Genomic DNA, 15,675 nt, shown 5'->3' with positions numbered 1-15,675 from the left:
GCCGGTCCGCTGTCGCGGCGCCGGTCAGTGGATCGAGAAGGACTTCGTGACGGTGACCGGGGCGCCGCTGAAGGCCGGGATGCGCGCGCGGCGGAAGACGCCGGCGACGCAGTTGCCGACGCTCGTGCCGGCGAACGGCGCGCCCTGAACCTGCGACGAGGTGACGCTGCCGCTCGGCGCGAAGGTGACCCGCACCCTGCCCGTCCCGGTCGGGCCGCCACGCCGCTTGCAGCTCCTGGCGGAGGCGGCGGCAGAGCCGAGCGCCGAGGTCGCCGCGCCGCGGCTGAACGGACCGGCGGCGGCCGAGCCCGTCGCCGGCGCAGGCTTCGGCGCGGCCGGCTTCTCCGCGGCGGGCGCGGGCGAGGGCGCCGCCCCGGCGGGCTTCTCGGCCGGCTTGTCGGCGTTGGGCGCCGCCTCGGCCGCCTCGTTCGTCTCGGCGTCGGGCGTGGCCGTCGGGGCCTCCGCAGGCGCCTCGGCGGCCGCGGTCTCGGCCGGCGGCGCCTCGGCGGCCGCGGTCTCGCTCGGCGTCGGCGCGGGCTCCGCGGTCTCGGCCGGGCTCGACGTCTCGACCGGGGCCGCGTTGGCCTGCTCCGGCGTGACCGTGGACGCCTCGTCGCTCGGCTTCTGCATGAAGAAGAAGGCGACGCCGCCGATCAGCACGACCGCGGCGGCCGCGGCGGCGATCAGGCCGAGGGGGCTCTTCTTGGCCGGGGCTTCGGGCGCCGCGAGCGGGGAGAGCAGCGACGGTGGCACGGAGGTCTTGGCCGAGGCCGGCGGGGGCATGGACGGCGGCGGCCGCGAGTCCCCTCCCACGGGCGCGAGCAGGGGCGGGGGCGCGAGCATCGGCGCGGCGATGGCGCCGCCGCCGAGGTTCAGCAGGTCGTCGTAATCGGTGCGCCCGTTGTTCTTCGCGGGGCGCGAGGAGCGCCGGCCGGTCGGGCTTTCCTCCTGGATCGGTTGCTTGGCGGCGTTCTCCACGGCGGTGAGCGCCGAGAGCGAGAACAGGACGGAGTTCTCGTTGCGCTCGCCGACCAGGCGATCGGCGCCGGGCTGCGGCGGGGGCGCGGCAGAGTCCCCTGCGCGCTGGGCCGCGCTGAACACGTCCACCGCGGCGGCTCGCCCGGCGCGACGCGCAGCCGCAGGCGCGGCGGCAGGGGCCGCAGGCGCGGGGGCAGGCGCCGCGGCGGCCGCGGCAGCGGGCGCGGGGGCAGGCGCCGCGGCGGCCGGGGCCACCGCGGGCGCGGTAGCTGCGGCAGCAGGCGCCGCGGCGGGCGCGGCCGCCGCCCTCGGCACGGCAGGCGACGACGGGAGCGCGGCGGTGGCCGGGTTCGGGGCGCGCCGCGTCTCCTTCATGACGACGGTCCCCTCCGGGCCGAACCTGAGCCCAGCCGGCGCCGGAGCCACCGGGACCGGCGCGGCGGCGGCCGGCGGCGCAGGCGTGGCCGCAGCGACCGGGGCGACGGCGGCCGGGGGAACCGGCGCAGCGACCGGCGCGGCCGGTGTAGCGGCCGCTGCCGACGCGGCGACCGCTGGCGCAGGCGCAGCGCCGACAGCGGGCACACCGGCGGCATCCGGCGCAGCCGCGGCATCCGGCGCAGCCGTCGGGGCGGCGCCCGGCTGCGCAGCGGCCTGCGCGACCTCGGGGACGCTGGCGATCGGCATCCAGTCGCTCATCCCCTCCTTCCACACGTACGTGTCGTTGCTGAGCGAGCCGCTCGCATACGCGGCCACGAGCTCCGCCGTCGTCATGGTCCGCTCATCGCCCTCGGCGACGTTGACGGTCCACGGATCGGCCGCCGCGGCGGACGACGCGCCGGCCTCGGCCACGAGCTTCGTCTCGGCGTCCTCCGTCAGATCGCCCTGCTGCCCGGCGGTCACGTCCTGCGGCGCGCCCGGGGACGGGGCAGCCTCATTCGCGGCATGGACGACCATCGCGTGGTTGCACTTCTTGCATTTGATCTTGACCGTCTTGCCGGCGACCTTCTCGTCGGCAATGGTGTACTTGGCCTGGCAAGACTCACAGGTAATCTTCATGCGATTGGCGCCCTTCCCGTTCCGACCTGCGGGCGTGGGTAAGACGACCACACACGCGCATCCTCGTCGCGGCCTGGTCGTACCACAGAGGATAGCGGGACCGCGCAAGACCGATCAAGGCAACGGCCTTCTTTCCTGAGCGCGGCCCGCGCCGGTGGTCGTTCGCGACGCGCTCTCCGCGGCGGCGCCGCGCGATGACGCAGCGCGCGGCGAGACGCCGCGCGGCACCTCAGTTGAGTGGAACGAGCTGCGTGCCGTCTTTCCCGCAGAACATCGCCTCGCCCGGGTAGTTCTCGCCGCAGGTCGGGCAGATCTTTCCGCGCACCCTCGACGCTGGCCGCGCCGGCGCCTCGTCGCGCGCCGCGCCGCCCGCGATGCCGTCCGCGCGCGGCGCGCCGGCGGGCGCCGGCCCTGCCCGCACGCCTGCGCTGTCGGGCGCCGCGGGGGCGTCGCCCGTCGACACCGGGCCCTCCAGCTCGCCTTCTGTCCGCCGGCGCCCGCGGCGCAGCAGGATGAGCCCGGCGAAGCCGAGGCAGGCGGCGACGCCGCCGACGATGGCGACGAACAGGTGCTTGCGCTGGCGCGCCACGTCCTCCCCCGTGGTGGTGCGTCCGCCGATGGTGCCGGTCGCGATCACCGCGATCGCGGCCTGATCGCTCTCGCCGGCGGGGTTCAGCCCGCTCCGCGCGAGGAGCGCGTCGTACCGGTCGGGGCTCGTCACCTCGATCGCGACCGTCACGCCCTTGCCGGCGATGGACGCGACCAGGCCGAGCCTCCCCTCGCCCGCGTCCGCGCCGAGCGAGAGCGCGCCGGTGGCGTCGACCGTCGCGGCGGACGCGAGCGGCCCCGGCGCGATCGACCACGCGGGCCGCGTCGGGAGCGCGCACCCGTCGGCATCGAGGACGAGCGCGCGGAACTGGAACCGCTCGCCCGGACGCATGAGCTTGCGCGACGGCGTGACCTGAAGGCGCGCCGGCTCGCCGGGGGCGTCGCACGCGCGCGGGGCGGCGGGCTTGCCCTCGGCGGCGGGCTTGCCCTCGGCGGCGGGCTTGCCCTCGGCGGCGGGCGCGCTCGCGACGGGCGGCGCGCTCGCCGCCGGGGGCGCTTCGCCCTCGCGGCGGACGAGCGTGTAGGTCCGCGTCCGCGTCACGGAGGCGCTGCACGTCGTGTCCTGGATGATGAACCGGTACTGCCCGGTCTCGACCATCTGGATGCGGGTGTCGGTCGCCTGCGTGGTGGTGGTGACGACCGCCTGGCGGGGGTCGTTGGCCGCCGTCGTGCAGCGCGTCTGCCAGGACCGCGCGTTGCCGGAGGCCGAGTGCTTGCTCCGCGCGAGCCCCGGCATCTGCTCCCAGCACTCGGCGGTGCTCCACGACCGTGAGGCCCCGGAGATCGAGAGCTCCGAGCCCTGCTGCTTGATCTGCACGGCGCCGCCGGGCGCGCCCTGGGGGCGCGGCCTCGGCCCGCACGCCTCTCCCCACGCGGCGATCGACCACTGCTCCGTGAGCGCGCTCGCGGTCCAGGCCCCGCTCAGCGTCGGCAGCTCCTGGGCAGCGCTCGAGCGCGGGGCGGCAGCGAGCGCCGCGACGAGGAGCGCGAGGGGCAGGGCTTGCGAGGCGAGCGAGCGTCCCACGGCCGAACCCTAGCAGCGCGCGCGCTCGGACGGCAGGCGGCAGGCCCGTGGCGCCCGGGCCGACGCGCCGAGAGACGCGCCGAGACGTGCGGACGCGCGGATGTCGACGACGGTGTCGGCCACGCCACAGCAAAGCTGCGGCGGACGGCGGCGGGGGCAGAAGGAGCGCGCTGCGCAAGAGCACAAAAGCGCTCGCCCACCAGAAAAGAGTAGACAAGCGAAAGCCGGATTCTTTATCTTGAAAAATGGTCCTGTGCGCATTCAGCATCAACTCGAGGCCATCGACCCTGCGTACCTGATCCGATCCTGAGGAGCCCGCTGGACGAGCGCGAGCCAACGCGCGCAGCGCAAGGCCGAGAAAGGCCGAGCGATCCGCTCCGGGATCAACGCTCTTCTTGCCTGGCGCGCCCGGCAAGAAGAGCGAAGAAGAGCGAAGAAGAGCGTCAAAGGGCGACCTGGAGACGTTCCGAGCGACAGGACACCGAGCGAGATTCTCTCGTGTCTCCCGGAAATGACTAGACAGACTGAAACCGTCTTGATAGCTTGAACAATGGACCTTTGCGCATCCGCTCTCCGATCCGAGCCGATGCCCCCGCGTACCTGATCGGATCCCGATCGGCCCGCGGGGCGCGGCCCGGGCCGGAGCCCGCGAAACCAACCTCGCCTGACCGCGTGTCATGGTGCCTGTTACTCGGATGACGCTCCATCGTGGTTCGACCCCGCAAGGACCTCAAAGGAGCCAACAATGAAGCAGATCACGATCGCCTCCTCCGCCGCGCTCGCCACGCTGTTCGTCACGTCGGCGAGCCTGGCCGAAACCTCCGCGCCGCCCGCTCCCACATGCACCGTCATCATGAGGGGCGGGCTCGGTGACCTGCCGGACTCCGAGATATGGAGCCTCAACCCGAGCTACGCTGTCCCCGACTCCTACGAGGTGAACACGGGGTACTCCAGCACGGCCGGTGAGAAGCGCGCCCTGTTCGGGTTCGACCTCGGCCCGATCCCCGCCGGCTCGCTCATCGCGTCGGCCAGGTTCTACGCCAAGACCTACACCAGCACCGCCCAGGCCGTGCGCGTCCACCGGGTGCTCGCCCCGTGGGCCGAGAACGTGGTCACGTGGAACAACCTCGGCGGCATCGACCCCACCGCGTTCACGTCGTTCGTGCCCAGCGTCACGCAGTGGAGCGAGATCGACCTCACCGAGCTCGTGCAGGAGTGGGTCAGCGGGATCTCGCCCAACTACGGGATCCTCCTCGAGGAGGATCAGGGCGGGAAGACCTCGTACAAGAGCAGCGACCACCCGACGATCGACAACCACCCCTTCCTCGAGGTCTGCTTCACCGCGGCGAAGGGCTCGATCGGCGACAAGGTGTGGTTCGACGCGGACGCGGACGGCGTCGAGGGCGCCTCGGAGCCCGGCATCGCCAACGTCGTCCTCGACCTGTTCGGCGACGCGGACTGCGACGGCGCCGCCGACGGCGATCCCCTCGCGGCGACGGCGACCGACGCGGACGGCGCCTACCGCTTCGGCGAGCTCGACGCCGGCTGCTACGTCGTCAGCATCGATGACATGACGCTGCCGCTCGGGCACCTCCTGACCACCGGCGCCGAGCCGCTCGCCGTGTCTATCGGCGCGGGAGAGGACGTGACCGACGCCGACTTCGGTTACGTGACTTACTCCTCGATCGGCGATACGGTCTGGCTCGACAGCGACGCGGACGGCCTCTATGAGCCCGAGATCGGCGAGCTCGGCGTGAACGGCGTCCTCGTCGAGCTGTACCACGAGGGGGTGATGCTCGATGCCGTGACCACCGGTGACAGCCCCTATACAGGCCAGCCCGGCTTCTACCTCTTCGACAGCCTCGCTCCGGGCGACTACGAGATCGTCATCACCGCCGACAACTTCATGACGAGCGGTCCGCTCGCCGGACAGGAGCCGACGGCCGACCGCGACGGCGTGCTCGACAGCGTGACCACGGTCTCGCTCGCCCCGGCCCAGGATCTCCTCGACGCCGATTTCGGCTACCAGCTCTCCTGCGGCAACGGCGTCTGCGGCGGGGACGAGAGCTGCTCCACCTGCGCCGTCGACTGCGGCATCTGCCCGCCCGTGTGCGGCAACGGCACCTGCGAGGTGGGCGAGGACTGTGGAAGCTGCAGCGCGGACTGCGACGTCTGCCCGCCCGTGTGCGGCAACGGCACCTGCGAGGCCGGCGAGGACTGCGGCAGCTGCTCGGACGACTGCGGCGCCTGCCCGCCCGTGTGCGGCAACGGCGCCTGCGAGGCCGGCGAGGACTGCGGCAGCTGCTCGGACGACTGCGGCGCCTGCCCCGCGGTCTGCGGCAACAACGTGTGCGAGAACGGCGAGGACTGCGCCAACTGCGCCGGTGACTGCGGCGCTTGCCCCGCGGTCTGCGGCAATGACACCTGCGAGGCCGGCGAGGACTGCCTCGAGTGCCCGAGCGACTGCGGCATCTGCCCGCCCGTCTGCGGCAGCGGCGTCTGCGAGGTCGGCGAGACCTGCTCGAGCTGCGCTGCCGACTGCGGCGAATGCCCGCCGGTCTGCGGCGACGGGGTCTGCAAGGCGGGCTCCGAGGACTGCTCGAGCTGCGCCGCCGACTGCGGCGCCTGCCAGTGCGCGTCGCCCGGCACCGGCACCCCGGGCTACTGGAAGAACCACCCGAGGGCCTGGCGCGTCTCGCACCTGACCATCGGCCGCAAGACGTACACGAAGTCCCAGCTCCTCGACATCATCAGCCGTCCGACCAAGGGCGACGTCACGTACATCCTCGCGAAGCACCTCATCGTGGCCAAGCTCAACGTCGGCATCGGCAACCAGTCGAGCTGCATCGAGGACACCATTGCCCAGGCCGACGCATGGCTCCGGCAGTACCCGCTCGGCAGCAACGTGAAGGACAAGGGCAAGTACTCGCCGTGGGCGAGCGGCGAGCCGCTCGCGGAGACGCTCGACAACTACAACAACGGCCGCCTCTGCGCGCCGCACCGCGACGCCCTCAATTGCGATGACAGCAACAGCGGCGGTGACCGCGACCACAGCTGCCGCTGACCGGTCAGACCGGTAACCGGCAGAGGAGGGCGCCCCCCCTCGGGCCGGCACCCGCTCCGGGCGACCAGCGTCGGGCGCCGGCGCTGGCCTCGCCGCCCTCCCGCCTCTGTCCTTCTTCTATCCTCCCTGCATCTCCCCTCCCCCTCCGTGCCCGACAGGGCGCTCGCCTCGAGCGGGGCGCTCGCCTCGAGCGGGGCGGGGCGGTCGCCGCGCCCCGCTCCGGAGGGTGGTGCGGCCCTTTGGGGGCTCACCGGAGGGGCTGAAGTGCAGGCGAGCCACAAAAGGGGCTCGCCGGAACGCACGCCCCGCAGGTGAGCCCCCAAAGGGCCGCACCACCCTCCGGTGGCCGCCTCGGGGCGCGGGGTTGCCCGTGCCCCCCGCGCCCTCCGGCATTCTCGAGGTGCCCGCCCTCGGCCGACCGATGGCCCATCGTGTGCAAGGAGAAGGCAGAAAGAGGCCAGGGAGAGGGAGGCCGCCGCCCGTGGCGCGCGAGACCCGACCCGCGGCGCGCTGTGCGCGACAGCGACTCGCCTCCACGTTCCGGCGCGCGCACGCGCCTCCGGCGCACCGAGACGGAAGTGCCCCAGGCGGTGCGCGCGATCTGCCCCTGGCGCGGCAAAATGCCCCTGGCCTGCAGAATGCGGCGGCTGCCCGCGCGGCGGTACGCCGCGGACAGCGCCGCTCCAGGCGGGCCATGACGACGTTGAGCCCGCTCCTCCGCACGTTCCGACAGTGTGGCACGACCGCTGCAAATCCTGAGGGGCTGAGCTCCGGAGACCGCGGTGGACGGTCCGAGGACAGGGCGACGGCGGGCCGGTAGTTGTAAGGAGAAGCTGCGATGAACCTGACGGATAGCTGGGTAGGCGACAGGCCCTTGGTCCCGCCTTGCGGCTTGTTCGGCAAAGGCCAGCATATCGTCCTGGCCGAAGACGACGACGACATGCGGCTCACGCTCGCCGCGGCGCTCCGCGGCGACGGCTTCGAGGTGTTCGAGGCGCGCAACGGCCTCGAGCTGCTCGACTGCGTGGCCCCGTGGCTCGGCGGGCAGGAGCCGCCGACGCCCATCGACGCGATCGTCACCGACATCCAGATGCCGTGCTTCTCGGGGATGGAAATCCTGGAAGGCCTCGCCGAGCTCCGGCGCCGGCCGCCGGTGATCCTGATCACGGCCTATGGCGACCCGCACCTCCACGCGACCGCGCGCGGCCTCGGCGCGTCGGCGGTCTTCGAGAAGCCGTTCGAGATCGATGATCTCCGCAGCGTGCTGTTCAACCTGAAGGACGCGCCCGGCTATAACGGCGGCTTCTGAGCCGCCGCCCCGCCGCGCCTCCCGGGTGGCGCAGCACCCGGGGGCTCACCGCCCGCTCCCGGGCCGCGGGCCGCGGGCCGCTCAACCGTCCGGCCGCGGGGGCGGTGTGGCCGCCGCCCAGCGCGCGACGCAGGCCCGCTCTTCCTCGGTCATCTCGAGCATGCTCGCCACCACGTCGTCCACGCGGCGCCGGGCCTCGGCGGACAGGCCCGCGTTCGCCGGCCCGAGCTCCCGCCCGAGCGCGTCGAGCGCGCCGATCAGGCCGGCGAGCGCGGGCCGGGGCGCGGGGATCGCGCGCAGGTGCGCGATCTTCACCTGCGGCATGCCCTCGCGCGCGTCCCGGTGCCGCGTGTAATGCCACCACCGGACAGGGGAAGAGTTGAGATAGCAGAGCAGCGCGAACTCGCTCCAGGTGTCGTCGCAGAAGCCGGCCAGGATCGAGTTGCGAAAAGGGAGGCCGTCGCTCAGCGCGGCGATGGGATAGCGGGCGGTCTGGCGGATGAGCAGCCGCACCGCCCTCCACTCCTCGTCCTTGCGGAAGCGGCCCTTCACGGCCCCGCGATCGACGTAATGGCGCGGCGCGCGCGCGATGAGCTCCCCCACGTCGGTGCCCTCCCGGATGGGGCAGGTGTAGGGCGGCGCCGGGGCGTCCGCGCGCCGGATGCGCTCGGCGTCCTCGGCCGTCGTCTGGAACCCGCGCTCTCCGAACAGGGCGGCCGGGAGCGGGCGCAGCGCGCCGAGCCGCTCGAGGAGCCGCCGGGACACGACGTCGAGATCCGAGCGCGCGAGCGGCCACGGAGCGGCCGCTGGCCGGGGGAGCGCGGGCGCGACGCGGGTCGAGAGCAGGCCCATGCACGGCTGGAACACGCCCTCGAACGCGTCGCTCCCGAAGCTCGGCAGGTCGGGGTCCACGGCGCAGAGCGCGTCGTGCGCGCGCCGCGTGGGCCCGTACCCCGCGAGATCCGCGACCGACGTCGGGATGACGAGGCCGAGCCGCCCGCCCGGCCGGAGCAGCGACGCGGCCCGGTGCACGAACAGGCCGTGCAGCGAGCGGTATCCGTGGAATGCCGGGCTCCTCTCGAGGTGGAGATGGAACACCTGCGGCTCGATCGGCTGCGCCGCCCGGCCGACGTACGCGACCCACGGCGGGTTGCCGATCACGGCGTCGAAGCCCGGCTCCGGGCGCTCGAAGACGCCGGGGAACGCGAGCTCCCAGTGCAGGAAGCGCCGCTCCTCGGCGACGCGGCGCGACAGGGCCGCCCGCGGATCGTCCGGATCGCCCGCCACCGCCGCCATGTAGCCCGCGAACGTGGCCGCCGTGGGCGCGAGGCCCGCGAGCTCACCGTCCCGCGGCCAGAACCACAGCGCCATCCAGGCGTCGAGCGCCGCCTGCTCTGCGGCCTCGGCGCGCCCGGGCAGCGCTGCTGCCGCCGCCCCGACCTCCGCGGCCGGCCCCGCGGCCAGCGCCCGCGCGCGGGCCCGCCTCGGATCGAGCCGCCGCGCTCGCCTCCCCGGCTCCCCGGCCGTGGTGTCGCGGCCCGGGAACGCCGCGGCCGGGAAGCCGGAGGCCTCCGCGCGCGCAGCGCCGAGGAGGCTGTCGCCGCAGCGGAGCTTCTGATCGAGGAAGCTCGGCGGGAGGCGCTCGTCCCGCACGGCGAGCCACAGCGACATGCGGGCGAGGTCGACCGCGATCGGGTCGAGATCCACGCCGTGGAGGCAGCGCTCGGCCACGAGCGCCATCGCGCGGCGCAGCGCCGGCTCTCCGGGGGTGAGGTGCGGTGTCACGCCGGAGCGCTCCCAGGCCGCGGCGAGGTGCGCGGCGAGCTGGCGGCACGCCTCCACCAGGAACGCGCCGGATCCCATCGCGGGGTCGCACACCGCGAGCGAGAGGAGGTCGCCGGGCGAAGGCGGCCGGCCGTCGCGCTCGAGCAGCGGCGCGAGCGTGCGCTCGACGACCTGACGCGTGATCTCCCGCGGCGTGTAGTAGGACCCGGCGCGCCGCCGGAGCTGCCCGGGCTGGAGGTAGAGCGCGCCGCGCGCGATCCGGCCCGGCGCGCGCGGGGAGGCGCGGCGGGCGAGCGCCCGCGCGAGCTCGTCCACGGTCCTGGCCGCGGCGACCCGGGCGGCGAGGCGCGCGCCGAGCTTCAGGTCCGCCGCCGCGAGGAGCGACGCGAGGCGCTCCTCGCCGGCGCGCCGGAGGAGCGCCTCGAGATCGATGACCGCGTGACGCGGCAGCAGCGCCATCGACTCGCCCTCGGCGAGCTCGAGGTCGAAGGCGATCAGGCCCTCGTAGAGCGTGCCGATGTGCTCGATCTCGAGCTCGCCGTAGCGGACGGGCTCGCCGCCCTGCAGGACGAGCGCCGAGAGCACCCGGTGCAGGACGCCATCGCTGAGCCACGGCCGGCCCCGCAGCACGGCGGGCGTCTCCGGATCGAGGAGGCCGCCGCGCGCGCCCCGCGGCTCCCGGTCGAGGAGCGCGCGGGACAGCGCCTCGACGCGCGGCCATGCGCCATGGCGGCGCTCGAGGTCGGCGCCCCACCGCCGCCGCTCCGCCTCCAGGTGGTCGAACAGCCGCGCGAGCGGCGCGCCGCCGTCGGCCGCGACGGACAGGAGGCCACGCGCCTCGGCGTAGAGCAGGAGGATGAGCCGCATCAGCGCGGTCACGAGGCCGGCATGGAGGCGACGCCGCGCCGCGGCGGAGCGGAAGGCGGCGTCGCCCCCTTCCGGCTGGCCCTGCTGGAAGGCGCGGAGGAGCTCGCCCAGCGCGCCTTGCGCCTCGTGCCGGAGCCGCCTGACCACGCCGTCCGGCGGCCGCTCGGGCCCGCCGAGGGGCGCGTCCGCCGCCATCGCCCCGCCGCGCGGGCGCGGCGTCGAGGGCGCGCCGACCTGTTCGAGGTCGCAGCGCTCGACGACGCGGAGCTGGGGGCATTCCGAGGACACGCGCAGGTAGCTCTGTCATTTGAGCATGAAGGCGGGAAGGCAGGAAGAAGAACCGGATGGCCTCTCCGCCCTCCGCCGCGGCGCTCGATGACAGACCGGTCGCGGAGGGGCCTCCGCCGAGGCGGTCGACGGCAGGGGCCTCGCGGCGAGCGCGCCCGCGCGGCGGCGCGCCGCGCCGCCGAGGCAAGGAGTCCTGCCTCGCCCGGAGGTCCTTGCCCAGCACGGTTTGCCGATCTCCGCGCGTGGGCCCCGGGCGCGGGTGGTGGTCGCGCCGGGGTATGCTTTGTGCCGTATGCGTGGGAATGAAGCCTGAGCCGATCGATCGATACGCACTCGCCCGTCCACGCAATTCACATCGGGGCTCCGCGGCGCGGCGCGGCGCCTGCCTCGCGGCGATCTTGCTCGGAATCTCGGCCTGTGACGGCGCCGGCGCGGCGCACGAGCCCGGGGGGGCGCGCGCCGCGGACGAGGAGTCTGACCTCTATTCCGGCATTCCCCAGGATGGCGTCACCCTCGGTGATCCGGGCGCGCCGATCACGCTGACCGAGTTCTCCGATCTCCGCTGCTCGCATTGTCGAAATTACGCGCTCGCGGTGCTGCCCGTGATCCTGGATCGTCACGTGCGGCCAGGGCAGGTGAAGCTCGTGTTCCGGAATCTCGCGTTCCTCGGGCCGGGCTCCGTGCGGGCCGCGCGCATGGCGTCGGCGGTCGGCATGCAGGACCGGCTCTGGGACTTCGTCGACCGCCTCTTCCGGCTCCAGGCGCGGGAGCGCCCGGCGGCCATCACCGACGATCTCCTGCTGCGCGTCGCCGCCGAGCTGCCGGGCGTGGACGCGGCGCGGGCCGCGGCCGAGCGGGACAGCGGCGAGGTCGACCGGCAGCTCGAGGCCGCGCGCGCCGAGGCCCGGCGCCTCCGGATCCGCGGCGTCCCGGCGTTCTTCCTGGGCCGGGCGGGCGAGGAGCCCCGCCGGCTCCGCCTCACCTCGATGTCGCCCGAGCCGTTCTCGCGCGCCATCGAGCAGCTCCTTGCGGCGCCGCGGACCGCGCCGGCCATAGGCCGCTGAGCCGACCGGACCGGGCGCCGGCTCACCGCGCGATTCTTGGTCCCGAAAAAAGAGCGCGGCGACCGGGGCAGGCGAGGAGCGTCTATTCAAGGGGTCTACCCTCCAGCGGCCCCGCGGTCCGCGGGCGGGTAGACCCCTCTTTTTCACGCTCCTCGCCTGCCCCGGCCGCCGGCCGCGCGCTCCGTGGAGCGCGCTCGTCACAGCCTGGGGCAGGCGACGCCGATCAGAGCGGCGGGTTGGCGTTCTTCACGCACTCCACGAAGTACTCGTGGAACCAGGCACCCGCTTGCGGTGCGCGCGTGTCCGCGTCCTCCTTGCCGCAGAAGAGGTCGTAGCGCGGCTGGTCCGGCTGGCCGACACCGTCGGAGTCACCCGGCGGCTTGACCCAGTAGAAGGCGTCGAGGCGCGTCGCCCCGCCCGGGTTCGCCTTGGGCCGCTCGCCCATGCCCGCGCCGATGTTGTTGCACCAGTAGCCCCAGTCCCCCCGGATGCCGCCGACGCCGTTGCGGCTCGTGTCGATGATGAAGTGCTTGTCGCCGAGGCCCTCCGCCTCGAGCGCCCGACCCATCGCGTTGACGTAATCGAACTCGCCGTAGCAGGGGTTGTCCTGCTGGTCGTACGACTCCTCGCCCTCGGAGTAGCGGAGCAGCGTGTAGTTGGCGACGTTGGTCGCGAAGCCGCGCACGCTGGCCGGGCTGCCGGCGGCCTTGATGACCCTGGCGAAGATCTCGGCGCCCTTCTTCTGGTTGTCCTCCCAGCCGAGCCAGCCCGAGTGCGCCGCGTCGATGTACTGGTACACGTGCGGCATGTTGAGCTCCTTGAGCGCGAACGCGACGTTCGCCTCGTAGGAGTCCGCCGTCTCCTGGTCGCAGCGCTTCCCGCCCAGGTTCGTCGCGATGTTGGGGAGCGAGTCGGGCTCGATGATCAGGATGATCCGCTGGTTCGGGCGAGCGGCGAGGATCTCCTTGATCGGCAGGATGAACTCGTTCCGGTACCGCTCGGTGCCGTTCTCATTGAGGTGGAGCTCGCCGTTCGACGCCTCGGCGAAGCAGTCGCGGTTCGGCAAATCGTACACGACGACGACCGGGATGACCGGCTCGCAGAGCTGGTTCTGGAGCTCGAGCGCCTTGTCGAGGTGCCCCGGGAGACGCTCGACCGCCGCGATCCTGTCGAGCCAGAACGCGGTCGGGATCTCCTGGACCTTGCGCATCTTCGCGATCAAGGCCTCGTCCGTCACCATCGCGATCGACGACTCGACCTTTGCGACGTACTCGGGGTCGACGAAGAGCCGCCCACCCGCGAACGGATTGCCGCTCGGCGGCGTGATATCCACCCCGCCGGGGCAGGACGCGCTCCCGCCGGTCCCGGTCGTGGCGGGGCTGGCGCCGGTGCTGACCGTCGTGTCGGGGCTGGCGCCGGTGCTGACCGTCGTGTCGGTGCCGCCGCCGGGGCCGGTGGTCGCGCCGGGGCCGCCGGTCGCGCCGGGGCCGCCGGTCGCGCCGGGGCCGCCGGTCGCGCCAGGGCCGCCGGTCGCGCCAGGGCCGCCGGTCGCGCCGGCGCCGCCCGCCCCGCCAGAGCCCGCATCTCCCCCGTCGCCCCCGCAGGCCGCAAGCGCGACGGCCCCGAGGAGGACCGCAGCCGCCCTCGTCAACCCCAGTGGATGCGTATTCCTTCTCAGCATATTAAGCCTTTCTACTCACCTTCAGAACCGAACCACGCAAACACGACACAACAAAACAAGCGCGCAGACTCTAGACCAACGCTCTCGGAGGGGCAAGGACAAACGACGGCTGTGCCACCCCGCGGCAGCGTCATCGTAATCTGCTGTGCGGCCATTTTTCCACGGCGAAGAGAACGCCCGCTCTCCTCGTGGCGATGTCCTCCAAGCGCGTCCAACCGCGCAAGGGTGGCACGATTCCCGGACATCTGGAGAACACTCCGACGTCCGGAGGACGCGCTCCCGTCCGCCAACGCGATGCGCAAACGCGATGCGCAAGGCCCGAGACCGGGTCGCCGAGATCACACGGCAGACGGACAGGAGCGATTGTCTCGCTTGCTTCCGATTCTGGTGATCACGCGGCGCGCGCGCTGAGCCCCTGTCCATCGATGGCACGGTGAGGTCGCCGCCCCGGTCCACAGCCCGTCGACCGCTGCGGTGGACAGGCGCCCTCTTCAGCGGTCCGACGCGGAGCGGCTTCTGGCCGGCCGCCGCAGATCGGTTAGGCTTCCGTCCCCTCGTCCCCCCAGAGCCCGCCATGCGCTTCGCCGCCTTCTTCCTGTTCATCCTCCTCGTCCTCGCCGCCCTCGGCGTGTACGTGCACCGGCGCGCCTCCGGGCTGCTCGGCCTGGCTGTGCGCGGGCGGCGCAGGCTGGCGGTCCTGCTCGCCGCCGCGGTGGTCGCCATGGCCGTCGCGCGGCTCGGGCGCGGCGCCCTGCCCGACAGCGCGCTCCGCGGGCTCGGGATCGCGGGGGGCGCGGTGTCGCTCGGCGTCCTGATCTCGGCGGTCCTGCTCGGCGTCGTCGACCTCGGTCGGCTGCTCGCGCGGCTCGGGCGCGCCGCGCTCGGGCGCGCCGGCGAGGCCGGTCCCGTGGCGCAGGAGCCGACCGGCGCGCCGCGCGAGCAGCCGCCGCCGGCCGCGCCGCGCGAGCAGCCGCCGCCGGCGCTCCCGCGCCGCGCCTTCCTCGCGCAGGGGGCCGCCGGCTCAGCCCTCCTCATCGGGAGCAGCAGCGCTGTCTACGGGACGTTGCTCGGGCGGCACGACTACGTCATCGAGGAGGTCGTCATCCCGATTCCGGGCCTGCCCCGCGGCCTCGACGGGTTCTCTATCGTGCAGTTGTCGGACATTCATCTTGGGCTGTTCGTCGGCGAGCCCGAGATGCGCGCCGCCGAGGATCTCGTGCGCAAGGCGCGCGGGGATCTCATCGTGATGACTGGCGATCTCATCGATCACGATCCGGCGTACGCCGAGCACCTCGGGCGGCTCACGCGGCGGCTCGGGCCGCTCGCGCGGGAGGGCGTCGCGGCGGTCCCGGGCAACCATGACCATTTCGCCGGGATCCAGCGGACGCTCGACGCGCTCTCGCGCGGCGGCGCGCACGTGCTGCGCAACCGGGGGCGCGTCATCGGCGGGGCGGGCGGCGCCTTCGCGCTGCTCGGCGTGGACGACGTGTGGGCCGCGCGGATGCGGGTGCCCGGCGGCGGCCCCGATCTCGGCCGAGCGCTCGCCGACGTGCCCCGCGATCTGCCGCGCGTGCTGCTCTGTCACAACCCCGTGTTCTTTCCGGAGGCGGCCGGCGACGTGGCCCTGCAGCTCAGCGGCCACACCCACGGCGGCCAGGTCAACCTGCTCGTCCGGCCGGCGGATCTCGTGCTCCCCCACGGCTACGTGGCCGGGATCTACCGGCGCGGCGGCGCGCACCTCTACATCAACCGCGGCTTCGGCACGGCCGGGCCGCCCGCCCGCGTCGGTGCCCCCCCGGAGGTGAGCCGTATCGTGCTCGTCGCGGCCTGAGCGCGCTCCAAGGTCCGCAGTCACCCAGGCGGGCTCCCGCCCCGCGAAGATCGCCCCGGCGGGCTCCCGCCCCGCGGAGATCGTGGGTCGGCACCGGCGTCCCGCTTGACAGCCGAGGT

General features: G+C 73.9%; 8 protein-coding genes. 4 read left to right on the top strand and 4 right to left on the bottom strand.

Going from position 1 to position 15,675, the window contains the following annotated elements; genetic code table 11:
• Positions 1-24: 24 nt before the first annotated feature.
• Entirely contained in the window at positions 25-2,034 is a 2,010-nt protein-coding gene (locus WMF31_RS00090) for a zinc-ribbon domain-containing protein (protein WP_436600005.1), read from the bottom strand.
• 229 nt (positions 2,035-2,263) lie between these two features.
• The gene (locus WMF31_RS00085) at positions 2,264-3,667 is read right to left on the bottom strand and encodes a hypothetical protein (protein WP_436600004.1); all 1,404 of its coding nucleotides are present in this window, start codon (positions 3,665-3,667) and stop codon (positions 2,264-2,266) included.
• A gap of 745 nt (positions 3,668-4,412) precedes the next feature.
• On the opposite strand from WMF31_RS00085, the gene WMF31_RS00080 reads away from it, so the two are divergent.
• Both WMF31_RS00080 and WMF31_RS00075 read left to right on the top strand, forming a co-directional pair.
• Positions 4,413-6,731 (top strand): SdrD B-like domain-containing protein, encoded by a 2,319-nt coding sequence (locus WMF31_RS00080; RefSeq protein ID WP_436600003.1) that lies wholly within the window; start codon positions 4,413-4,415, stop codon positions 6,729-6,731.
• Positions 6,732-7,569: 838 nt separating this feature from the next.
• The gene (locus WMF31_RS00075) at positions 7,570-8,040 is read left to right on the top strand and encodes a response regulator (RefSeq protein WP_436600002.1); all 471 of its coding nucleotides are present in this window, start codon (positions 7,570-7,572) and stop codon (positions 8,038-8,040) included.
• An 81-nt stretch (positions 8,041-8,121) separates the two neighbouring features.
• On the opposite strand, the gene WMF31_RS00070 is transcribed toward WMF31_RS00075, so the two are convergent.
• Positions 8,122-10,980, bottom strand: a complete 2,859-nt coding sequence (locus WMF31_RS00070) for an Eco57I restriction-modification methylase domain-containing protein (RefSeq protein ID WP_436600001.1) — start codon at positions 10,978-10,980, stop codon at positions 8,122-8,124.
• A gap of 398 nt (positions 10,981-11,378) precedes the next feature.
• Here WMF31_RS00070 and WMF31_RS00065 point away from each other — a divergent pair, with 398 nt between their 5' ends.
• Positions 11,379-12,044 (top strand): DsbA family protein, encoded by a 666-nt coding sequence (locus WMF31_RS00065; RefSeq protein WP_436600000.1) that lies wholly within the window; start codon positions 11,379-11,381, stop codon positions 12,042-12,044.
• Positions 12,045-12,267: 223 nt separating this feature from the next.
• Here WMF31_RS00065 and WMF31_RS00060 read toward each other — a convergent pair whose 3' ends face one another.
• The gene (locus WMF31_RS00060) at positions 12,268-13,725 is read right to left on the bottom strand and encodes a glycoside hydrolase family 6 protein (RefSeq protein ID WP_436599999.1); all 1,458 of its coding nucleotides are present in this window, start codon (positions 13,723-13,725) and stop codon (positions 12,268-12,270) included.
• Between the two features lie 574 nt (positions 13,726-14,299).
• On the opposite strand from WMF31_RS00060, the gene WMF31_RS00055 reads away from it, so the two are divergent.
• Positions 14,300-15,556, top strand: a complete 1,257-nt coding sequence (locus WMF31_RS00055) for a metallophosphoesterase (protein WP_436599998.1) — start codon at positions 14,300-14,302, stop codon at positions 15,554-15,556.
• Positions 15,557-15,675 lie beyond the last annotated feature (119 nt).

It is taken from the genome of Sorangium sp. So ce1036, assembly GCF_051369805.1.
Taxonomy (GTDB): Bacteria; Myxococcota_A; Polyangia; order Polyangiales; family Polyangiaceae; genus Sorangium; species Sorangium cellulosum_F.
This window is presented reverse-complemented; position numbering and strand designations above follow the sequence as displayed.

What these genes read in the sequence shown, in the direction of transcription:
- WMF31_RS00090 (WP_436600005.1), bottom strand. Translation starts at nt 2,034, where the DNA reads ATGAAGATTACCTGTGAGTCTTGCCAGGCCAAGTACACCATTGCCGAC.
- WMF31_RS00080 (WP_436600003.1), top strand. Translation starts at nt 4,413, where the DNA reads ATGAAGCAGATCACGATCGCCTCCTCCGCCGCGCTCGCCACGCTGTTC.
- WMF31_RS00075 (WP_436600002.1), top strand. Translation starts at nt 7,570, where the DNA reads ATGAACCTGACGGATAGCTGGGTAGGCGACAGGCCCTTGGTCCCGCCT.
- WMF31_RS00060 (WP_436599999.1), bottom strand. Translation starts at nt 13,725, where the DNA reads ATGCTGAGAAGGAATACGCATCCACTGGGGTTGACGAGGGCGGCTGCG.
- WMF31_RS00055 (WP_436599998.1), top strand. Translation starts at nt 14,300, where the DNA reads ATGCGCTTCGCCGCCTTCTTCCTGTTCATCCTCCTCGTCCTCGCCGCC.